Origin of the sequence: Vreelandella halophila, from assembly GCF_019903425.1 — a bacterium.
In the GTDB taxonomy this organism is placed as follows: domain Bacteria; phylum Pseudomonadota; class Gammaproteobacteria; order Pseudomonadales; family Oleiphilaceae; genus Halospina; species Halospina halophila.
Window position 1 is genome coordinate 255,890 of record NZ_JACHUZ010000013.1, and the last position, 21,589, is coordinate 277,478.

Annotated in this window: 20 protein-coding genes; 11 read left to right on the forward strand and 9 right to left on the reverse strand. The window is 62.8% G+C overall.

The features are described 5' to 3' along the window. Positions 1-13: 13 nt before the first annotated feature. Positions 14-250, forward strand: a complete 237-nt coding sequence (rpmB, locus tag H4I92_RS05405) for a 50S ribosomal protein L28 (protein ID WP_077529634.1) — start codon at positions 14-16, stop codon at positions 248-250. A gap of 10 nt (positions 251-260) precedes the next feature. Beyond that, a complete protein-coding gene (gene rpmG, locus H4I92_RS05410) occupies positions 261-416 on the forward strand; it encodes a 50S ribosomal protein L33 (protein ID WP_077529635.1) in 156 nt (51 codons plus the stop codon). Between the two features lie 43 nt (positions 417-459). On the opposite strand, the gene H4I92_RS05415 is transcribed toward rpmG, so the two are convergent. Beyond that, the gene (locus H4I92_RS05415) at positions 460-2,865 is read right to left on the reverse strand and encodes an EAL domain-containing protein (RefSeq protein WP_179105629.1); all 2,406 of its coding nucleotides are present in this window, start codon (positions 2,863-2,865) and stop codon (positions 460-462) included. A 289-nt stretch (positions 2,866-3,154) separates the two neighbouring features. On the opposite strand from H4I92_RS05415, the gene H4I92_RS17005 reads away from it, so the two are divergent. The 3 genes from H4I92_RS17005 to H4I92_RS05430 are packed head-to-tail and all read left to right on the forward strand — an operon-like array spanning position 3,155 to position 6,355. Further along, on the forward strand, positions 3,155-4,483 hold the full coding sequence (locus tag H4I92_RS17005) for a sensor histidine kinase (RefSeq protein ID WP_077529637.1): 1,329 nt from the start codon (positions 3,155-3,157) through the stop codon (positions 4,481-4,483). After that, the gene (gene nosR, locus H4I92_RS05425; protein ID WP_077529638.1) at positions 4,480-5,808 is read left to right on the forward strand and encodes a response regulator c-di-GMP phosphodiesterase, NosR family; all 1,329 of its coding nucleotides are present in this window, start codon (positions 4,480-4,482) and stop codon (positions 5,806-5,808) included. Before H4I92_RS17005 ends, nosR begins: the two co-directional genes overlap by 4 nt. A gap of 4 nt (positions 5,809-5,812) precedes the next feature. Further along, on the forward strand, positions 5,813-6,355 hold the full coding sequence (locus H4I92_RS05430; RefSeq protein WP_077529639.1) for a response regulator: 543 nt from the start codon (positions 5,813-5,815) through the stop codon (positions 6,353-6,355). A 6-nt stretch (positions 6,356-6,361) separates the two neighbouring features. Here H4I92_RS05430 and H4I92_RS05435 read toward each other — a convergent pair whose 3' ends face one another. The 6 genes from H4I92_RS05435 to H4I92_RS05460 form a co-directional block, all read right to left on the reverse strand. Continuing rightward, positions 6,362-8,608, reverse strand: coding sequence for an ATPase, T2SS/T4P/T4SS family (locus H4I92_RS05435; RefSeq protein ID WP_077529640.1), 2,247 nt, complete (start codon positions 8,606-8,608; stop codon positions 6,362-6,364). 14 nt (positions 8,609-8,622) lie between these two features. Then, complete coding sequence (locus H4I92_RS05440; RefSeq protein WP_077529641.1) at positions 8,623-9,846, reverse strand: sensor histidine kinase; 1,224 nt, start codon at positions 9,844-9,846, stop codon at positions 8,623-8,625. Continuing rightward, a complete protein-coding gene (locus H4I92_RS05445; protein WP_077529642.1) occupies positions 9,833-10,498 on the reverse strand; it encodes a GTP-binding protein in 666 nt (221 codons plus the stop codon). Before H4I92_RS05445 ends, H4I92_RS05440 begins: the two co-directional genes overlap by 14 nt. Positions 10,499-10,591: 93 nt before the next feature. Beyond that, a complete protein-coding gene (locus H4I92_RS05450; protein ID WP_077529643.1) occupies positions 10,592-11,440 on the reverse strand; it encodes an endonuclease/exonuclease/phosphatase family protein in 849 nt (282 codons plus the stop codon). A gap of 2 nt (positions 11,441-11,442) precedes the next feature. Then, positions 11,443-12,072, reverse strand: coding sequence for a thiol:disulfide interchange protein DsbA/DsbL (locus H4I92_RS05455; RefSeq protein ID WP_077529644.1), 630 nt, complete (start codon positions 12,070-12,072; stop codon positions 11,443-11,445). 90 nt (positions 12,073-12,162) lie between these two features. Next, positions 12,163-12,771 carry a c-type cytochrome gene (locus tag H4I92_RS05460; RefSeq protein ID WP_077529645.1) on the reverse strand — a complete coding sequence of 203 codons (609 nt, stop codon included), beginning with the start codon at positions 12,769-12,771 and terminating at the stop codon, positions 12,163-12,165. A 125-nt stretch (positions 12,772-12,896) separates the two neighbouring features. Here H4I92_RS05460 and yihA point away from each other — a divergent pair, with 125 nt between their 5' ends. After that, entirely contained in the window at positions 12,897-13,529 is a 633-nt protein-coding gene (gene yihA / locus H4I92_RS05465) for a ribosome biogenesis GTP-binding protein YihA/YsxC (RefSeq protein WP_245800853.1), read from the forward strand. Here the strand turns inward: yihA and H4I92_RS05470 are convergent. Beyond that, entirely contained in the window at positions 13,521-14,213 is a 693-nt protein-coding gene (locus tag H4I92_RS05470; RefSeq protein ID WP_077529647.1) for a TetR/AcrR family transcriptional regulator, read from the reverse strand. The two genes, yihA and H4I92_RS05470, sit on opposite strands and share 9 nt — an antisense overlap. 162 nt (positions 14,214-14,375) lie before the next feature. On the opposite strand from H4I92_RS05470, the gene H4I92_RS05475 reads away from it, so the two are divergent. From H4I92_RS05475 to ggt, 5 genes are read left to right on the forward strand one after another with little or no spacing between them, the layout of a single operon-like run. Then, on the forward strand, positions 14,376-15,821 hold the full coding sequence (locus H4I92_RS05475; protein WP_077529648.1) for a coniferyl aldehyde dehydrogenase: 1,446 nt from the start codon (positions 14,376-14,378) through the stop codon (positions 15,819-15,821). 14 nt (positions 15,822-15,835) lie between these two features. Next, positions 15,836-16,453 (forward strand): hypothetical protein, encoded by a 618-nt coding sequence (locus H4I92_RS05480; protein WP_077529649.1) that lies wholly within the window; start codon positions 15,836-15,838, stop codon positions 16,451-16,453. Positions 16,454-16,484: 31 nt separating this feature from the next. After that, the gene (locus tag H4I92_RS05485) at positions 16,485-18,083 is read left to right on the forward strand and encodes a GMC family oxidoreductase (RefSeq protein WP_077529650.1); all 1,599 of its coding nucleotides are present in this window, start codon (positions 16,485-16,487) and stop codon (positions 18,081-18,083) included. An 18-nt stretch (positions 18,084-18,101) separates the two neighbouring features. Continuing rightward, complete coding sequence (gene coaD, locus H4I92_RS05490; protein ID WP_077529651.1) at positions 18,102-18,590, forward strand: pantetheine-phosphate adenylyltransferase; 489 nt, start codon at positions 18,102-18,104, stop codon at positions 18,588-18,590. A gap of 11 nt (positions 18,591-18,601) precedes the next feature. Beyond that, positions 18,602-20,296 carry a gamma-glutamyltransferase gene (gene ggt / locus H4I92_RS05495; RefSeq protein WP_077529652.1) on the forward strand — a complete coding sequence of 565 codons (1,695 nt, stop codon included), beginning with the start codon at positions 18,602-18,604 and terminating at the stop codon, positions 20,294-20,296. On the opposite strand, the gene H4I92_RS05500 is transcribed toward ggt, so the two are convergent. Further along, entirely contained in the window at positions 20,288-21,586 is a 1,299-nt protein-coding gene (locus H4I92_RS05500; RefSeq protein WP_077529653.1) for a DUF945 family protein, read from the reverse strand. The two genes, ggt and H4I92_RS05500, sit on opposite strands and share 9 nt — an antisense overlap. Between the last annotated feature and the right edge of the window lie 3 nt (positions 21,587-21,589).

Here is a 21,589-nt window from a genome sequence, read left to right on the forward strand (position 1 = left end):
TTGGAGGCCTAATATGTCCAGAGTCTGTCAGGTGACCGGTAAGCGCACGGCCACCGGTAACAACGTTTCACACGCCATGAACCATCGCAAGCGGCGGTTCCTGCCCAATCTGCAGACCCATCGTTTCTGGGTGGAAAGCGAGAAGCGCTTCGTAAAGCTGCGCGTCTCCACCAAGGGTCTGCGTACCATCGACAAGAAGGGTATCGAGACGGTCCTGCAAGACCTGCGTGCCCGCGGCGAGAAGGTCTGAGGAGAACATCATGCGCGAGAAGATCAAACTGGCTTCCAGTGCCGGCACGGGTCACTTCTACACCACGACCAAGAACAAGCGGAACACCCCGGACAAGATCGAGATCAAAAAGTACGATCCGGTTGTCCGCAAGCACGTTCCGTACAAGGAAACCAAGCTGAAGTAAGCGGTTCCCGCCTGCCCCACCACCACCGGTGGGGCACTCCCCTTTAGCTTTCCGTATCCTCCAGAGCCGCGGCATGATGCAGGAACGCCTGTCGTATCTGGCTCCGCAACTGCTCATCGTCCCAGGGCTTGGTCAGGAACTTGTAGATCGCCCCCCGATTCACCGCATCGGTCACGGAATCCAGATCGGTATAGCCAGACAGGACAATACGGATGGTGTCCGGATAGAGCTCCTTGACGCGACTCAGGAAATCCGTCCCCGTCATTTCCGGCATGCGCTGGTCCGACAGAACCACCTGGAACTCGTAAAGGGCAAGCAGGTTCAGCGCTTCCTGCGCTGACGTCACCGTATGGATCTCATACCCATCCCGCCTGAGAAGCCGCTTAAGCGACCTGAGAATGTTCGGCTCATCGTCAAGGATCAGCAATCGGCGGCTATCCTGCTCACCGGATTCACGCCCGTTCACCTCCGCAAACGCCGCCTGGGCTTCCCCGCTCAGCTGGTAGGTCCGGAGTTGATCGAGTGGCATGGGCGGCCCCGGCAGAAACCCCTGTACCAGATCGCAGTGATTACGGAGCAGGAATGCCAGCTGGAAGCGGTCCTCAACCCCTTCCCCCACAACCTGCAGGTTGAGTTTGTGGGCCAGGGCGATAACACCCCGCGTAATTGCGGCATCGGCGCTGTCCGACACGACATCCCGGATAAAGGACCGGTCAATCTTGATCCGCGAGGCAGGAACCTGCTTGAGGTAATTCAGGCTCGAGAAGCCGGCGCCGAAATCGTCAATCATCAGGCCGATGCCCAGGGTACGGATTTCATCAAGCGCCCTGCGCACCGGTTCATCAAACGACAGGAATGTCGACTCAACAAGCTCCAGGTTCAGACAGGAGGGGGCAAGGCCAGTGCTCTCAAGTGCCTCCCTGACCGAGGAGACCACATCGCCACGCACAAAATGGTTGGGTGAGATGTTCACGGAAACCCAGAGCATACGCCCGGTTTCCTCCATGAAGTGGATGAGATCGGTGCAGGCTCGCCTGAGCACCCAGTCCGTGACCTCAACCATGAGTCCGCCGGTTTCAATTGCCTGGAGAAAATCGCCGGGGCACAACATACCCTGTTCCGGATGGTGCCAGCGCAGGAGTGCCTCGATTCCGACAATTTCCTGGCTCAGCGCCTCCACAACCGGCTGGTAATAGAGCTCAAACTGCTCCTCGCTCAACGCGTGCTGCAGCTGATTGTGGAGCCTGAGCGTCCACTCCACCTCTTCAGCAAGCAGGATGCTGTACCAACGGTAACCACCACCGCCACACTGCTTGGCATTCCGCAGGGCCAGGCTCGCATGGCTCATGAGTTCATCAGCTCCCGCACCGTTCTCGCCGGTCCATGCGATACCCGCACTGGCAGTAACGAACATCTCCTGCCCCTCGAGCCGGAAGGGAATGGCCAGCACTGAAACCACCGAATCCACCAGGGAGCTCACATCGTGGCTTCCCATCACGTCGTTCTGGAGAATCGCAAACTCATCAGCACTCAGGCGCGCCAGAAGATCACTGCGCCCAAGCAATGGCATCACCCGGTCCACCACGGCCTTGAGCAGCTGATCAGCGGCCCCGGCCCCGAAGGCAGCGTTGATTGCCTTGAAGTTATCTATGTTGAACAGCGTCAGTGCCACGGCATGCCGGTGATGGCCTGATTCCTCGCACGCCTGGGCAACGCGGCTCTTGAACCGCTCAAAATTGGGAAGCCCGGTGAGACCGTCATAACTGGTGCGGTAGGCGAGCGCCGACTCCGCATCCATGCGCGCGGACACATCATTGATGACCCCGACATAGTGGGTAATCTGGCCGCCATTCTCACACACTGGTGAAACCTGGAGTTCGTTCCAGAACCGGGAACCATCCCTGCGGTAGTTGCGTATCTGCACGAGCGCGGCCTCGCCGGCCCGCAGGGCCATTCGCAGCTGGTCAACCCCGGGCTGCTTGCGATCACTGCCCTGGAGAAAGCGGCAGTTGCGCCCATGGACCTCATCCGGCGCATAGCCAGTAATCCTGGAAAACGCCTGATTCACATGGACAATGGGCATGTCATCGGAGCGGGCATCGACGATAACGATGCCGTTGGCGCTGGCTTCAACACAGGCATGGAACAGGGTTGAGCGCTGCCAGAGCCGGATTTCATTGAGCAGCTGCGCCAGTGCCTCGACCACAGGCCCCTCATCCCCTTCCGACCCCGACAGGCACCGCACATTGAAGCGGCCGTCCAGGGCCTCTGGAAGCTCGCTGTCACCGAGAACGAGGAAGGCGGTTGCCGGGTGTTCTGCAAGCAGCTGATCCGTCAGGACGCGCCGGGATACAGCCTGATCACTCCCATCTTCGCGCAGAACCAGAAGATCGATTCCCCCGTTATCGAGCAGCTCCACCAGGGATTCATGGCTCAACGCTGATGCCATCTCAGCCCCGGGGAACCCTGCAAGCGAACAGGCTCTGGCAATGCGCCCGGCTTCGGACCGGTCAAGGCCCCAAAACAGCAGACGAGGGAACGAAGCGGCGTGTTTCATGGTCTGATGGCGCTGTCTCCATTTCCGTTATCACAAGTGTAGTCCCGGACCACCACTCATGCCCCCGGAATGCAAAACATCACTTGCGGAAACAGACCATTTACACCAACACCGAGCAGAATGGATAAAAGCATATAAACTGCGTGTTAGAAGACCATGATCAGCGGCCGGACACACGCCCATGAGTACGTACCAGCATTACCTCTGGTCGGAGATCCATGAATGGCTTCGGCATGTCCGTCGGGAACAGCCGGAATTCCACCGGGAACTGCTGACCCGTGCGTGCCTGTTGTGTGACGGCCATGCCGGTGGCATCGCTCTGGACCCCACCCAGTATATTTCCTGGATCAGCCGGGGGCTGGACCTGGAGGAGGTGCTTGCGTGGGATGGACAGGGCTACGGCATCCTGACTCCGGACACCCCCCGAAGCTGCCACTGCCTCCGGGGAAACAACTCCCAGCCACTGCCCGTCATGAGCCTCCCCTATCGCCAGGGTGACCACCACACGCTGACACTCGTACTGGTCCGCAATGCTGGCAGTGGGCCGTTCACGCGCGAGGACGAGCTCAACGCCAACCGGCTTATACAGGAAACCATGAGCGCCATGGACAAAAATACCCTGCTGGAGGAACTGGCGGAAAGCAATGCCGCGCTGCGACAGCGCCAGGAAGAGCAGGATGCGTTGATACGCGAGCTCAAGCAGGCACGCGACCAGCTGATGCAGTCCGAAAAGATGGCGAGCATCGGCCAACTGGCGGCCGGTGTCGCCCATGAGATCAACAACCCCATCGGTTATGTGCGCTCCAACCTGTCATCCCTGCGCGAATACACCGAATCCCTTCTGGCTCTGAACGATGCGTTTGCAGAGGCGCTGGGTGACAGGTTCCAGTCTCCGGAGCTCCAGTCCCTGTGCAACACCCATGACCTCGAATTCATCCGCGAGGATCTGCCCTCACTGCTGGAGGAGTCCCGGGACGGTATTGAGCGGGTGGAAAAGATCATCCGTTCCCTGCGGGACTTCTCGCGCACGGATACCGGCGAAATGGAATCCCTGGATATCCACCAGTGCCTGAACAAGGCTCTCGCCGTGGCCCGGAATGAGATCAAGTACAAAGCCACGGTTGAAACCGACTTTGCCGAGCTTCCCTCGATCACGGGAGTAGACTCCCAGCTGGGGCAGGTGTTTCTGAACCTGCTGGTGAACGCGGCCCAGGCGATCGAGGAGCAGGGCCTCATAACCATTTCGACAGAGCAGCGTAATGCGGACAACATCGAAGTACGGATCGCCGACACCGGTAAAGGTATAGAGCCAGGTAACCTGGGCCGGCTCTTCGAACCGTTTTTCACGACCAAGCCGGTTGGCAAGGGCACCGGCCTGGGGCTGTCGCTGTCTTACGGTATTGTCCAGAGCCACCAGGGCGACCTGACCGTTTCCAGCACCCCCGGCGAGGGAACCACCTTCAGCGTGGTCCTGCCCATCAGGCAGACATTGAACGAGGGTGTGGAATGAGCGAATACCGTTTCCGCATCCTGTTTGTCGATGATGAAGAACCCATCCTGAGCTCGCTCCGGCGCCTCATGCGCCGCCACGACTACGACTGCTGGTTTGCGGCCAGCGGCGCGGCGGGCCTGGAGATCCTGGAGCACAACCCCATCGATCTGGTCATCTCGGACATGCGCATGCCGGAGATGGACGGTGCGCAGTTCCTGAGTGAGGTGCGGAAGCGCTGGCCGTTCAGCGTGCGCTTCCTGATGACCGGGTATGCGGATATGAGCGCCACCATTGATGCGCTCAACCAGGGCGGTATCAACCGTTACGTCTCCAAGCCCTGGGATGACGAGGCACTGATCGAGGCCATCGAAGAGGGCCTGCGCATCCGCAAGCTGGAACGCCAGAAAAAGAAGCTGATCGACCAGACCCGGGAACAGAACCGGGAGCTCCAGAATCTCAACAAGGATCTCGAGCAACGGGTGCGCGACCGTACGCGCGCGCTTGAATCCCGTACTGCGGATCTGCAGAAAGCATTCCGCCAGCTCGAGAACAGCTACGACTCCTTCGTACGCGTGTTCTCATCCGTGATTGCCAGCCGCCCCCATCTGGTAAAAGGCCGCTCCCGGGAGGTCGCGGACCTTGCCCGGCGCATTGCCCAGCACCTGGAGCTGGACACGGCCCGGGTCCGCTACATCTACTATGCAGCCCTGCTTCACGAGGTGGGCAAGCTCAGCCTGAACGATGATGTCCTGGGGCGCTCCGAAACCCAGCTGACCTACCGGGATCTGGCCGAGTACCGTCAGTACCCCACACTGGGTGAAATGGCACTGATGCCGATCAGGGCGCTGCGCCCCTGCGCGGAACTGATCCGTGCCCACATGGAGAAAATGGACGGCACAGGCTATCCCGATGAGCTGGCTGGTGAGGATATCCCCCAGGGCGCGCGCATTATCCGGGTGGCAAGGGACTTCGTGGGCCAGCAGACGCCGCTGCTCCGGGACCCGCCCGTCACTCCCGTAGAGGCCTACGACAGCATGAAGGAGCGTTCCGGCCGGTTCTATGACCCGGAAGTTCTGGCCGCGCTTGAGCCCATCGTCAATCAGTTCACGCTGGAACCCCAGAATGACGGAACCGGCATGATGCTCCCCATCTCGGAGCTGCGCCCGGGCATGGAACTGACACGTGACATCGTCAGCGCCAACGGCATCCTGCTGATGGTCAAGGGAACGGTGCTCAATGACAGCGCCATCAAGCGCCTCAGCCGGATGAGCTGGGAGGACCGCAGACACCTCAAGGTGTCCGTGACGGTACCGGCCGGGGACGTCCACACCAACGAGGAGTGAGCCCATGTCGGAGGACAACAAGCCCGTCATTGCCCTGATCGACGATGAACCGGAGATCCTGAACGCCCTGGTACGCCTTTTCCGTCACCGGGACTGGATCACCCTGACCTGCACTGATGCCCGCACCGCCCATGCCGACCTCAGGCACCACCAGCTTGATCTGGTCATCTCCGACTACCGGATGCCCGGCATTGACGGTGTCACGCTGCTGAACCAGTTCAAGCAGTCCCACCCTGACGCGCTGCGGATCGTGCTCAGCGGTCAGGCCGACCTGGAAGGCGTGGTCAACGCGGTGAACGACTCGGAAGTGTACCGCTTCATCCTCAAGCCATGGTCCAATGAGGATCTTCTGGTGACTCTGGACAATGCCCTGCGCTACAAGGAGATGGCGCTTGAAAACCAGCGGCTGGCGGAAACCGTCCGGCGCCAGCAGCGCGAACTGCAAACCCAGAAGAAGGAACTGGAACGCCTGGAGTCGGAAGCACCGGGGATAACGCGGGTCGAGCGGGACCAGGACGGGTTCATCACGCTGTCAGACGAGGATTAAACGACCTCAGATGTCGATCTGACTGCCCAGCACCCGCAGGATTTCCGCCAGGTTCGTCTCGCCCGCCTCAACGCGGTAGCGGGCGTCCGCAGCCAGTGTGACCAGACCATCACTTTCCGCCTGCTCCACCATGTCGCGCACCGCCCCGCCCGAGGCGATCACGTGGCGCATGGACTCGGTCACGGTCAGAACCTCATGCAGGGCGACCCGCCCCTTGAATCCCTGGTGATGGCACCGGTCACAGCCTCTGGAGGCATGGTCATAGAGACCAGGGCTGGCAAAGGCTGGCCCCAGCAGTTTCTGGACTTCCGGATCGGGCGTGCTGGGTTCACGACAATACGGGCACAGCCGGCGCACCAGCCGCTGGGCGATCACGCATTCCAGCCCATAGGCCACCACATAGGGTTTCAGGCCCAGGTCCAGGAGACGGGCGACGGAGGCAATGGCCGAATTCGTGTGCAGCGTTGAGTAGACCATATGACCGGTCATCGCGGCATGGAACGCCACCTCCGCAGTTTCCCGGTCGCGGATCTCACCCAGCAGTATGACGTCCGGGTCCTGGCGCAGGATGGCCCTGAGCACCGAGGCGAAATCCAGCCCTACCTTTTCCCGGACCGGCACCTGGCCCGCCATGTCCATGTAGAACTCCACCGGATCCTCAATGGTGACGTAGTTCTTCTCCGGCGTGGCCTGATGCTGGAGCATGGCATAGAGGGTTGTGGTCTTACCGCTGCCGGTAGGGCCGGTGGCCAGGATGATGCCCTGGGGCCGGGTGATGACGTTGAGCAGCCGTTGCCGGTTGAGATCCGAAAGCGCCAGCTGGTCGATGTTCTTGATGCTGGAATTGCGGTCGAGCACCCGCATGACCACCTTCTCACCATTGAGCGTGGGCAGGGTCGACAGCCGCAGGTCCACAATCTTCATGGGTGTCTTCACGGTCAGACGTCCATCCTGGGGCCTGCGCCTTTCGGTGATGTCCAGCTCAGACATCACCTTGATCCGCGAGACGATACTCATCTGCAGGGTGCTCGGGATACGGATCTTGTCCTGCAGAACCCCGTCAATCCGGTACCGGACCACCACCACATTGGTACGCGGCTGGATGTGGATATCGCTTGCCCCCAGGCGCAGCCCCTCCATGACGATGGCGTTGACCACACGCACCGCCGAGGGCTGCTGCGTGTCCGAAAGCAGCCCCTCCAGATCCACATCGGAGTCATCATCCTCGATGACCAGCTCGATGGTGTCGCCGGGATCGTTGGCGCCAAAGACCGACTCGAGCTCCTCCAGGCCTTCCCGGGATTCACCGAACAGCTGCCCCAGCCGCTCCTCCAGTTCATCCACCCGCACCAGCACCGGCTCGATCTTGAGCCCAATGGCGAACGACAGCTCCTCGATGAGCGGCTGGTTGAGCGGATCCGCCATGGCGAGCACCAGGCGCCGCCCCCTGACCCGCAGGGGCAGCAGAAGCTGGCCTTGGCAGACGTCCGCGGGGATCAGGTCCAGGGCTTCCGGATCAACCGCGAATTCCGCCAGTGAGACCTCATCAAAGAGCAGCTCGTCGCGCAGCAGACTGTAGACCTTTTCCCGGGTGACCCACTCCTTCTCAAGCAGCAGCCGGATGGTCGCCACCTTGCGCGCCTGCTGGATCTTGTAGATTTCCTGAACCTGCTGGCGATTGATGAGTCCGTGCTTGTGCAGCATCAGCGCCAGCTGGCTGCGCTGCTGCTGGTTCATTTTGCGGAAGACGTCTAGGTCTTTCTTCTGGCGACTGGTGGTCTTCTCCAGATGGCGGTTCTTTTCCCGCAGCTCATATTGCTCCAGCGCCAGGGCCACCGTCACGCGCAGGTCGTCATCATTCCAGGGCTTGAGGATGAAGCGATAGACCGCCCCCTCGTTGATGGCGGTCATCACCGCCTGGGTATCCGCGTGCCCGGTCAGCATGATGCGTAGGGTGTCCGGCGAAATGTCCCGGACTTCCCGCAGCAGATCCGCACCATTCATGCCGGGCATCTTGAAATCGGTAATCATCAGGTGGAAATGCCGGGAGCGCACCAGTGCCAGAGCCTCCTCGGCACTGGCGGCACACTGGATCTCATAGTTCTCACGGTGAAAGGTCCGGCGCAGGGAGCTCAGCACATTGGGCTCATCATCCACAAACAGCAGCCGATACTGGCCTGCCTCCGGAGTGGGCGGCTCATCCTCACCGGACTGTTTGCTGTTGGAGAGAAAATACTGGTCAAACTCGGGCATGCAACGCGCCTGGTTCAGCTGTCACCAGCAGATGGGTTTGTCGGCAGCCATACGGACACGACGGTTCCGGAACCGGGTTCACTGCTGATATCAATCCCGCCCCCGTGGGCCCGGATGGTGTCACGGCAGACACTCAGGCCAAGACCGGCGCCAGCTCCTACCAACCTTGTGGTATAGAAGGGATCAAAGGCCCGGGCAATCACCTCCGGGGCCATCCCGTCACCGTCATCCCGGATCCGCACGCGCACACCCTGCTCACGCCTCTCAGTTTCAACAACCATCCCTACCGGCCGCTCCGCTGCCAGCGAGGCATTCTCCATAAGATTGTAGAAGGCCTGACTGATCCCCGCCCGATCCACCTGAACCAGCGGCACGGATTCATCCAGCGCCCAGTCGACCGTCATGCCCCCAAGGCTTCCTTCCGCCACCGCCCAGACGCCCTGCAGCAACTCATTGATACAGACAGAAGAGGCGCCGCTTTCATCCGTGCCCGCGAAGCGCCGCAGCGCGCTCACAATCGCCGCAACACGGCCGGAGCCGTCAATGGACTCATCAATCAGGTCCTGGAAGTCTGGGACCACGAAGTCCAGGTCGAGCTCCCGCGCCAGCTCCTCACCTCCGGGCAGCGTGCGCAGCCGTTTCGACAGTTCAGCGAATGTGCCCAGATAATCCTTGGCCGAGTGCAGGTTGGAGCGGATGAACCCGATGGGATTGTTGATCTCATGGGCAATCCCCGCCCCCAGACGCCCCACGGCATTGAGCTTTTCCGAGGCATAGAGGCGCCGCTGGCGGTCCTCAATCTGTGCCACCTGCGCCTCAACGCGCTCTTCCAACTGTTCGGAAAGCTGGCGGTAACGGGCCTCGGACGCCTGGACCTGGGCATGCTGCTGCTGGAGCTCATCGTAGTTGCGCTGGACCACATCCAGGTGCAGGTTGGCCGCCAGGTAATAGCGGGAAGCCTGGTACAGCACCCGTTCCGCCGTACGGGCAAGCCCCTGGAGCAGACCGGTATCAAGATCCGCACTGACCCAGGCCACGGTCTGAAGCTGATGGCGGATGGGCGCCGCCGGCTTTTCACCGGCGGCCATAACGATGGCAACCGGCGCCCCCGCAACCTGCGACAGCGACTTCGCCAGCAACGCCGTTTCGCGCTCGCTCATCAGATCATCCCAGCCGAGCTGCTCCAGCGTCGCTTCCAGCTCGCCAAAGTCAACGGGCCCGGGCTCAACTGGCGACATGGTTCTGCCCCAGTGCGTTCCGCACAAATGCCGCGCTATCAAGGCCATGGTGTTCTCCGAGCGCGTATTCGCGATCAAGCGCGAGCCAGGTGCGCTCCAGAAGAAGCTGGAACGTCTCCAGAACCCCCTTGCTCTCCAGGGCGGTCGCCAGCTTGATCGGCCACCAGGGGCTGCTCTGCCACCGGGCAACCAGGTCCGGTTTGGATACGATGTCCCCAAGATCCCGTTTGTTGAACTGGACCGCCAGCGGCAGAGACCCGAAATCCAGCCCCACACGGTTGGCGTTTTCGCTCAGGTTCCGGAAGGACTCCAGGTTGTTCTGTTCCTGGGTGCGCTGGGAGTCGGCGATGAATGCCACACCGTCCGCACGCGAGAGGACGGCCTTGCGCGTGCTGTCATGCTCGACCTGTCCAGGCACGGTATAAAGCTTGAAGGTTACGGTCAGCCCGGAAGGCAACTCAAAACCCAGGGGGAAAAGATCAAAAAACAGCGTGCGGTCATTCCGGGTCTCAAGCACCATCATATCGCCCTTGAGATCCGGCTGAAGCAGATCATGGAGAGCGGCAAGGTTCGTCGTCTTGCCACTCAGGGCCGGACCATAGTAGACCAGCTTGATCCGGAGCTGATTCCGCTCCTCATCGAATTCCGCCATGCTCCGCCCCGGGCCAGAGAGTATCGCCGACTCCTCAAGTATAGCCCATCAGGGGATCCTGCCCAGAAAGACCAGGCCCGGTGCTGGCCCCGCTTATCCGGAGTAACCCGGAATCTCGATTTCCATACTGATCGGCAGATGATCTGACACTGGGTAGTTCACAACGCGGGTGTCATGCACATCCAGACTCGGGCTGACAAGGATGTGATCCAGCGCTTTCTCAGGGCGCCAGCTGGGAAAGCTCATCGCGGAATCCGGCAGCGGGATCAGTTCCGCCGAGCGCAGTGGGGAATGGGTCAGCAGCTGCTCGGCATGGGCATTCATATCGCCCATGAGTACCACATGGCGGTAGGGGGCGATCAGTTCCCGGATGTAACCCAACTGCCGGTTCTGCGCGCCCTTGCTCAGGGACAGGTGCATCAGCACCAGAACGAGCGGATCCTCCGGGTTGCCGTAGAACGCCATCATGGCGCCACGGCCCGGAATCAGGGCCGGCAGGCGGTGCTCTTCCACCTTCAGGGGCTGGTAACGGCTGAGGATGCCGTTGCTGTGCTGGGCGATACGCCCGAGATTGCGGTTGAGTTGCTGACGCCAGTAGGGGAAGCCGCCCTGGTTTGCCAGGTACTGGACCTGATTGACGAAACCACTGCGTAGCGAGCCACCATCGCACTCCTGGAGCGCCACCACATCGTAGTCCAGCAACAGTTCCGCAATGCGATCCAGGTTGTCGCGGCGCTGGGAATGAGGCAGCAGATGCTGCCAGCTGCGGGTAAAGTAGTGGTGATAGGCTTCAGTGGCAATGCCCACCTGAATATTGAAGGTAAGCAGCCTTATCCGGCCCGTCTCGGCCAGGGAGGGAGCGCTGCCGGACGTCGAGGCCGCTCCCCGGGAGCGGCCGGGGGCGGCCAGACGCCGGACCTGGTCACGCAGCTTCGGATACACAGTCAGTCGCCGGAGCGTTCCTTTTCCAGCAGGTGATCGGCAATGGCCAGCATGTTCTCGTAGCTGCCGGCCGCCCTGACGGAGATGACATACTTCCCCTCGACCACCAGCGTCGGGGTACCGCTCACCCGAGCCCCCTGCTGGAACTGGTGGCCGCGGCGCATGGCGGTATCAACCGCGAAACTGCCCCAAGCATCACGGACCTCCGAGGCTTCCGCCACTTCCTGCTCCTCGAAGAAGGCGGCGATCGTATCAAGATCATTCAGGTTACGCCGCTCGCCGGCCAGCGCATCAAACAGCTCGGAATGGATCTCGTCCACAACACCCAGCTCACGCGCGGTGTAGAACGCCTTGGCGTGGGGCTTCCAGTCACGTCGCAGGGAGGCGGGCACATGGCGCAGGTTCACATCATCGGGCTTGGTCTGTTTCCACTCCTCGATGACCGGCTGCATGCGGTAGCAGGAAGGACAGCCGTACCAGAACACCTCAGCCAACTCGAGCTGGTCTCCGGAACGGGTCTCAACAGGTTCGGAAAGGGTCTGATAATGGGTGCCTTCCTCCCATTCCGCAGCCAGTGCGGCTGGTACCATGGCGAGGAAGGCGGAAAGTGCGATCAGGCTGCGATGAAGCATGCCGTTCTCCTGCGGTCACAGAAAGTGAAAAACGCCTCCCATTGAAGCGAACTTTGCAGGAGTCGGCAAGTAGCGGTTCCGCGGAAAGCCTCAGTAGAGCCCTTCGATGTACTCCGCAACCGCCTCGATCTCATCGTCATTGAGCTTGCTGGCGATGTCACCCATGATCTGGCTCTTCGGACCGTAGACGCGGTCACCGGAGCGGTAGTCCTTCAGGGACTTGACCACATACTCCGCGGACTGACCGCTAAGCCGGGGGTAACCGGCAGGCTCATTGCCCAGCCCTTTCGGGCCGTGACAGGCAATGCAGGCCGCCACGTCGCGCGACAGATCACCACCGCGGTACAGGGATTCGCCGGCGTCCACCTTCTCCGGGTTCGCTTCGCCACGGGGCATCTCCTGCTGGTCGTAGTAGGCCGCCAGGTTGCGCATATCCTGCTCGTCCAGGCCTCTCACAATGCCCATCATCTCCGGCACATTGCGATCGCCGCTCTTGATAGCGCTCAGCTGTTTGAACAGGTAGTCCTCACCCAGTCCAGCCAGCCGTGCGTAATTCGGCTGCAGCGGTTCAACGCCATTCTGCCCATGGCAGGAAACACACTGGTTCTGGGCGATTTCTTCCCCGGCGCCGGGGTCGGCCGCCTGGGCCAGTCCGGCCAGACCAAACGTAAGTACAAGACCGATCAGCAGTTTTCTCATCGTGACACCACTCGGATTACACATTGTCCGTTCGGCCGGCGCCTCAAACGGCACCGGCCCCGCAAACTGGTGTGGTATTATACATGTTTCACCACTGACTGAAATCAATGGACGCAGGCCGCGCCGTGACTGGACATTCGACCCGCATCGCTTTCAACAGCGCCCGATTTCTGACCAGCGCCGCACGGCTCGACCAGTGCCCCGAGGACACCGGGCGCGAGGTGGCCTTCGCCGGGCGCTCCAACTCGGGCAAATCCAGCGCCATCAATGCCATCACCCGGATCGGCGGCCTGGCCCGGACCAGCAAGACGCCGGGCCGCACCCAGCTGATCAACTTCTTCTCACTGAGTACGCCCGGCACCCGGCTGGTGGATCTGCCCGGCTACGGTTTCGCGCGCGTCTCGCGCAATACCCAGAAGGAATGGGAGAAACATCTGGGCGACTACCTGGCCCACCGCCAGTCGCTGGTAAGCATGACGTTGATCATGGATCTGCGCCACCCACTGTCGGAGTTCGATGCCATGCTGATCGAGTGGTGCGAGCACCACGGGCTGCCGATGATGCTGCTGCTGACCAAGGCCGACAAGCTCAAGAGCAACCCGGCGCGAAACCAGGTTGAGAGCGTCCGGAGGGACCTCGAAGGCGTTGAGTGCATTCACCACATCCAGCCATTCTCGGCCCTCAAGGGGCAGGGTGTGGAACCGGCCCGCAACCACCTCAGTGACTGGCTGCTTGACGCTGAACCGGGGTCAGACTGACAGACCGGACTCCTCCTCCCGGGCACCCTCCGCCATGACGCTGAGATCGGGCCGGTACTGCTCCCGGATCGCCGCCACGCGCTCGTAATACGCCTCCGTGAGATACGGCATTTCCAGGGTGAGCACCTGATAGATGCCCTGTTTGAGCTCCCTCTGGGTATTGCCGTCGCGGCGGCCGTCGGCACTCGCTGTCTTGAGGAACGCCATCCAGTTGGTCACCACCAGCCATACATTCAGGGCCATGGCCTCGTGCTCCTGCTCGGAGTGGGGGCGCAGAATACCCGCCTCCTGCAGCCCCTTGAGCACCGCGCGGATCTCGCCCAGGCAGTGGAAGGTGAACTCACGATAGTCGTGGCGCAGCCGCTCGTCCATGGTCAGAAGGTACTCCAGGTCGCGGTGGAAGAAACGATAGTGCCAGAGACCATCAAACACGGATTCCAGATAGAACATCTTGTCCTCCACCGTAAGCGTGCGGTTCCGCGGCACCTTCAGGTAACGATCCACCAGCCCCCGGTACTGCACGAACAACGAGTAGATGATGTCCGCCTTGTTGCGGAAGTGGTAATAGAGGTTGCCCGGCGAAATACCCAGATGCGCGGCAATGTGGTTGGTGGTCACATTGCGTTCGCCCTGTTCGTTGAACAGCTGGAGGCTGGCTTTGAGAATCCGGTCACGGGTTTTCATGGCGTTTCTGTGCCCTGCTGACGCGTACTGTCGGCGTTACTGTATTGACTGCTAGAGCAGATGCTCTAATATTGATCCTAGAGTACATGCTCTAGATCTGCCAGCACAGATCCCGCGGAAGGGGCAGCGGCAGAACTCCCGGACAATACAGGAGAAGCAGCCATGGTCGCCAATGTTGTTCAGCTGACGGATAACCGGAAGCAGATCCAGCAGATCAGCCGTGCGTTCAACGCCCAGCGCGAGGCTTTCAGGGCCCAGCCGATGCCGAGCGGTACCGAGCGCCGGGAGCACCTGAAGCGGCTCAAGCGTGTGCTGCTTGCCAATCAGGATGCGCTGTGCGATGCCATCAACGAAGACTTCGGGGGCCGCTCCCGGGACGAAACCCTGCTGGCCGAAATCATGCCCTCGGTCCAGAACATCAACTACTCCCTGAGCCATCTCGGCAGCTGGATGAAGCCCGAGAAGCGCAAGGTACACATGCTCTTCCAGCCGGCGCGCAACGAGGTGCACTACGAACCCTTGGGTGTCGTCGGTATCATGGTGCCCTGGAACTACCCGCTGTTCCTGGCTGCCGGCCCTCTGACCGCGGCACTGGCCGCCGGCAACCGGGTGATGCTCAAGCTCTCCGAGTTCACACCGGCCACTTCGACCCTGCTCGAGAGGCTGCTGCACGAGACCTTCCCGTCCGACCTGGTGACTGTCATCAATGGTGAGGCGGACGTGGCTCAGGCCTTCTCCTCACAGCCGTTCGACCATCTGCTGTTCACCGGTTCCACGCCGATCGGGCGCATGGTGATGAAGGCGGCCGCCGAGAACCTCACCCCGGTGACCCTGGAACTGGGTGGCAAGTCGCCCGCCATCATCTCCCGGGAAGTGCCCATGAAGGATGCGGCCGAACGCATCGCCTTCGGCAAGTGCATCAACGCCGGCCAGACCTGTGTGGCACCGGACTACATCCTCTGCCCGCGGGACCGGGTGAACAGCTTCGTGGACAGCTTCCGCAGCGCGGTCGCCTCGATGTACCCCACGATCAAGGACAACCCGGACTACACCAGCATCATCAACGAGCGCCAGCACGAACGCCTGACTGGCGTGCTGGAAGACGCCCGGGACAAGGGTGCCGACATCATCCAGATCAACCCGGGCAACGAGTACTTCGGAGAGGACACCCGCAAGCTGCCGCCGCACCTGATCCTGGGTGCCACGGCAGACATGCAGGCGCTTCAGGACGAGGTCTTCGGGCCACTCCTGCCGATCGTTCCCTATGACCGGCTCGAGGATGCCCTGGAGTACGTGAACGGCGGCCCGAACCCGCTGGCACTGTACTACTTCGGCTATGACCACAGCGAGCAACGCCGGGTACGGGAGCAGACCCACTCCGGTGGCATGTGCATCAACGATACCCTGGTACATGTGGGTCAGGATGACCTGCCGTTCGGGGGCGTCGGCCATTCCGGCATGGGCGCGTACCATGGCCGCGAAGGCTTCATAACCTTCAGCAATCCAAGGGGCGTCATGAGCAAGCAGCGGCTCAACAGCGGTAAGTTCATTCACGCCCCACACGGCACGCTGATGCACAGGGTGATCTACAAGCTGTTCATCCGCTGACAGGAGCCTTCCCCATGGATTCCGCTGCCCCGGATCCGGATCGCCGCCAGTTCCTCCGCCTTGGCTTCCAGGGCGGCGTAGCTGCCGGCGGTGCTCTGGTTCTGGCCGGTCTCGCCGGCTGCTCCGCACGCCCCACCCACGACCCCATGATTCCGGCCACCACCGGCGCGCCCGGCCGGCGATGGTATTTCATGACCGAGGAAGACCGGGTTGTCATGGCCGCACTGCTGCCCGCCATTGTGGGATCCGGTATGCCACAGGAGGCGGAAGCAAGAAACAGTGCCCTGTCGAACACCCTGGTTGCCATGGACCAGGCCTTCCACGCCATGGGACCACCCAACCAGCGCCAGTTCCGCCAGCTGTTCGACCTGCTGGAATCGTCCATCACCCGACTGACCCTGGCCCGGGTCTCCTCCTACTGGCCCAACGTCTCCGGAGATCAGGCAGAGGCCTTTCTCCAGCGCTGGCGGGGCAGTATGTTTGATGTCTTCAACCGGGCCTACCTGGGGCTGGTACAGGTGAGCAATGCGGCCTGGTACGGTCAGTCAACGCACTGGGAACAGATGGGCTACCCCGGACCACCCGCCTACACCTACGACGCACTGCCCCAGATGCAGAGGGCATCCGCCTGAACGACCCCGGCAATACTGACACGGAGCCCCAATGGCCAATTTCAACCTGTATGGCAAAGGCATTGATGACGGCTGGGACGTGATGGACGCGGCCCTGCTCGAGGAAGACCGCTCACTTGAGGCGGATGTGGCCGTTATCGGCACCGGCGCAGGTGGCGGCACCTCGGCGGAAGTGCTCGCGCGCGCCGGCCTGAAGGTGATCATGGTGGAAGAGGGCCGCCTGTATCACGACCCAGACTTCACCATGGACGAGCACAAGGCCTACAGCCGGCTCTACCAGGAAGGTATGACCCGCGCCACCGCCGACGCCAGCATCGCCATTCTCCAGGGCCGGTGCGTGGGTGGTTCCACCACCGTCAACTGGACGTCCAGCTTCCGGACACCGGAGCAGACCCTCAACCACTGGCAAAGCGTCCACGGCGTGCAGGACTGCGATCCGGAAACCCTGGCCCCCTGGTTCGCCAACCGTGAACAGGCCCTGAACATCCACCCCTGGAACGTGGATCCCAACCGCAACAACGACATCCTGCGCGACGGCTGTGAACGCATGGGCTGGGACTGGAAGACGATTCCCCGCAATGTGCGCAACTGCTGGAACCTGGGCTACTGCGGTATGGGCTGCCCCACCAACGCCAAGCAGGGCACGCTCGTGACCAGCGTGCCGTCAGCGCTCGGTGACGGCGCAACACTGATCCACTCGCTGCGCGTGGACCGGCTCGACCACCAGGGGGACCGGGTGCACGAACTCCGGGGTACGGCCCTCGGTGCGGACGGTGTTACCGTCACAGGCCGGCGCATGCGCATCCGTGCCCGGCACTTCGTGGTCGCCGGCAGCGCCATCGGCTCCCCCGGCCTACTGCTGCGCTCGGACGTGCCGGACCCCCATGGCCGCATCGGCCGCCGCACCTTCCTGCATCCGGTCAACGCTACCGTGGCCCGCATGCCGGAGACCGTGGAGCCCTACTACGGCGCGCCCCAGTCCATCTACTCGGACGAATTCCTCTGGCGCGATGGCGTCACCGGAAGCCCCGGCTACAAGCTGGAGGTGCCGCCGCTGCACCCGGTGATGGCCGCGGCCGTGCTGCCGGACCACGGCGAGGCCATGATCGAACAGGCGCGCCACTTCCCGCAGACCCAGTCCATCATCGCCCTGCTACGCGATGGCTTCAACGAAGACAGCCAGGGCGGCACCGTCACCCTGCGCAACGACGGGAGTCCGCAGCTGCACTACCCCATCAGCGACTCGCTCTGGTCCGCCTTCCGCCATGCCTGGCTGCGCATGGCCGAGGTGCAGTTCGCCGCCGGCGCCGAGGCCGTGCGCCCCGTGCACATGGATGCGCCCTACTGGCGCAGCTGGAAGGAAGCCGAACAGGGTATCCGGGAGCTGCCCCTGGCGGAACTGCGGGCCCGGCTGTTCACGGCCCACCAGATGGGCGGCTGCGCCATGGGCGACGACCCGACCCGCAGCGTGGTCAACAGCTGGAGCGAGCACCATCACCTGAGCAATCTCTCCGTGCACGATGCGTCGATCTTCCCCACCAGCCTGGGTGCGAATCCGCAGCTGACCGTGTATGCTCTGGCAGCACGCAACAGCCACAGACTGGCTGGGCGACTCCAGAGCAACGCATAAGGCATTGGAGAAACGCTGATGAACACTGCCATCTACCCGGGCACCTTTGACCCCGTTACCAACGGGCACACGGACCTGGTCCAACGCGCATCCCACATTTTCGACGAAGTCGTGGTCGCCGTGGCGGCCAGCACCAAGAAGGGTCCCCTGCTGTCCCTGGAGGAGCGGGTCCGGCTCTGTGAACACGTCCTCTCGGACCTGCCCAACGTCCGCGTCGTCGGTTTCAGCAAGCTGCTGGCGGACTTCGTGAAGGAACAGGGCGGCAACATCATCCTGCGCGGCCTGCGCGCCGCCTCGGACTTCGAGTACGAATTCCAGCTCGCGGACATGAACCGGGAACTGGCGCCCGGCGTCGAAAGCCTCTTCGTGACGCCCGCCAACCACCTGTCGTTCATCTCCTCCAGCCTGATCCGGGAGATTGCCGGTCTCGGCGGGGATGTCAGCGGCTTTGTCGACCCGGAAGTCTCCGGGAGCCTCCACCGCCATTTCCAGCAGCATAACGGCTGAGGAGCCACACCATGAGACGCATCGGCAGCCTGTTCACGGCAGCGCTGGCGGCGCTGCTGATTGCCGGGTGTGCCCATTTCGGCACCCCCGAGCCCAACGCCGGCGTGGCCTCGGCGCATCCGATGGCCACCGAGGCCGGGCTCCAGGCCCTCGAGAACGGTGGCAATGCGGTGGACGCGGCCATCGCCACCGCCGCCGCCCTGGGCGTGGTGGAACCCTACAGCTCGGGCATTGGTGGCGGCGGTTTCTGGGTCATCCAGCAGGCCAACGGCGAGTCCGTCGTCATCGATGCCCGGGAGGAAGCCCCCGGCGAGGCCCACCCCGAGCTCTACCTCAATGACGAGGGTGAGGTCCGGGAAGACAAGCCCTCGCTGAACGGCGCCCTTGCCGCCGGCATTCCAGGCCAGCCCGCGGCCTTCGACCACATGGCCTCGGAATACGGCCGGCTGCCGCTGACCCGCAGCCTGGAGCCGGCCATACGCCTGGCCCGTGAAGGCTTCCCGGTGGATGAACGCTACCGCAACCTTGCCGGATTCCGGCTGGAGGTCATGCGCGATTACCCCGGAACCCGGGCGCTTTTCCTTGACGATGGTGATGTCCCGGAAGAAGGCCATGCGATCCGGCAACCGGCCCTGGCGCGAACACTGGAAACCCTCGCCCGGGAGGGCCGCTCGGGCTTCTACCGGGGGCCGGTGGCGAAACAGCTGGTAGCAGATGCCCGCCAAGCAGGCGGCATCTGGACCCTGGACGACCTGGCCGATTACGACCTCATCGAGCGCGCCCCGGTGCGCATCGACTACGGCAATGCCACCCTTCTGACCGCGCCGGCCCCGTCCTCCGGGGGCATGGCCCTGGCCCAGCTGTTCGGCATGCTGGAGCAGCGCCCGGTACCCGAGGACGCGGAACGGGTAACCCGCGTCCATTGGCTGGCCGAGATGATGCGCCGGGCCTACCGGGACCGGGCCGTGCACATGGGCGACCCAGCCTACACCGAGATTCCCCGTGAGCGGCTGCGGGATCCCGCCTACCTGCGGACACTGGCGAGCAGCCTCAACCCGGACCGGGCCACCCCCAGCGCCGACCTCGGAGGACCCGGCACCGATGGCCGTCACACGACCCACCTGTCGGTCATGGACGCCGAGGGCAATATCGTCTCCGCGACCCTCAGCATCAACTACCCTTTCGGCTCAGGGGTCACGTCCGCGGATACCGGGGTGGTCCTCAACAACGAGATGAACGACTTCAGCATCCGCCCCGGCCATGCCAATGCCTGGGGGCTGGTCGGCGGCAAGGCGAACCAGGTGGAAGCCGGCAAGCGCCCGCTATCGAGTATGAGTCCACTGATCATCCGCAGCCCGGAACGGGTAACGGCCCTAGGGGCACCGGGTGGCAGCCGGATCATCACGATGAACTTCCTGGCCGCCCTGGATGTGCTGGAAGGCATGGACCCGGACGCCGTGGTCGCCGGCAGGCGCTTCCATCATCAGTACCAGCCGGACCGGATCGAGCACGAGCCGGAGACCTTCTCGCCGGCCGAGAAACAGGCGCTGCGGGCCATGGGGCATGAGTTGCATGATGTGGAGCGCACCTACGGCAATATGCAGCTGATCCAGAGGAACAGGCGCTCGGATATCATCCGGGGCGCCGCCGACCCGCGCGGCATCGGCAGCGCCGGACTCATTCACGAGGCCGTGGCCTCAGAGTAAGGGAGGCACCTCGAAGCGGTCGTCGTTCACCCGGAGCTGCATCGATTCCAGGCGCAGATCCAGGTGATAGCGGCCGTCCCGGGGTGTCACCACATTCTCGCGCTCAAGCCGGGCCAGTACACGGCGCGCCACCCTCGGCAGCGCCCAGACCATGCCGCGATCCACGTTGAGGACGCCCTCGGCACTGGCATGCCGGATCAGGCTCACCGGCTGATCCCACTCCGACGCCGGCAGGCGCGGATACTCTATGAACCCCTCGCCTTCCACGGTGCCGTCCGGCAGGGTCAGCAGCACTTCCTCCAGGCTCAGGCGCCCCCCGCGAGCAGAGAGCGTCTGCAGGTTCTCCGACAGCCGTTCGTACCTATCCATCAGGTCCTGCCCCCGCTCCGCGTTGCCGCCCCCGGCTGCCGCTTCCGCCGCGCGCAGGGCCATGAAACTGTCCACCACGTTATCGAGGGTGCCCGCGTGCAGGCGCTCGGCCTTCAGCAACAGTGCCTGGCGGCCAAAGGAACGGCCGGCGTTACGGAGCTCACTGATCACCGCTTCCAGATTTGCGTCCAGGTAGCCCTTCTGTGTCCCGGAATGGAAGCGGAAGCGGACCTTGTCCGCAATGATCGGATCGTCCAGAACGGGGTCCACGGTCAGCGAGGCCACATCAAGCTGGCTCTGGCCCTGCCAGAGGCGCTCGCCAAGGGGACTGAGGCGGTGGTCCAGCGTAACGGAACTCACCTCGATGCGCGCATCCCCGAGGTCCATGGAAAGCCCGGGCCACTCCATGGTCAGCCGGTGTTCATTGCCCGGGGACCATTCCCCATGCAGATCAACCGGCGCAACCTTGCCCCCGGAACCCGCGAGCGCCGGGACCGTCGTATCCGGCCCCCAGTCCAGCCCGGGAATACGCAACCGGAGGTCTGCGGAACCACCAATCCCGACCTCCACACGGAGCCTTGGTTCCATCCCCTCGGGCATCAGGGACGCGATGGACTCAAGGGTCTCGTCCGGCAGACGGGTCATCGCCCGGACATCCGTCAGCCCGTGACTGAAGCGCGTCACCAGCGGGAGCACCTGCTCCTCACCATTGTCCATGCGCCAGCGCAGTTCATACCGAGCCACCGCGTTGAGATAGCCACGCTCGTAATCCAGGCCGGTCAGGCGCCAGTCACGGCCCTCTCCCTCCAGATCCCGCACCATCGAGCGGAACCCGGACTCCGTGAGCGCGCCCACACCGTAGGGGGCACCAACGGCAATGCCGACCAGTAATGCGAGGGCGATCAGGGGCAGCCAGCGCATGGT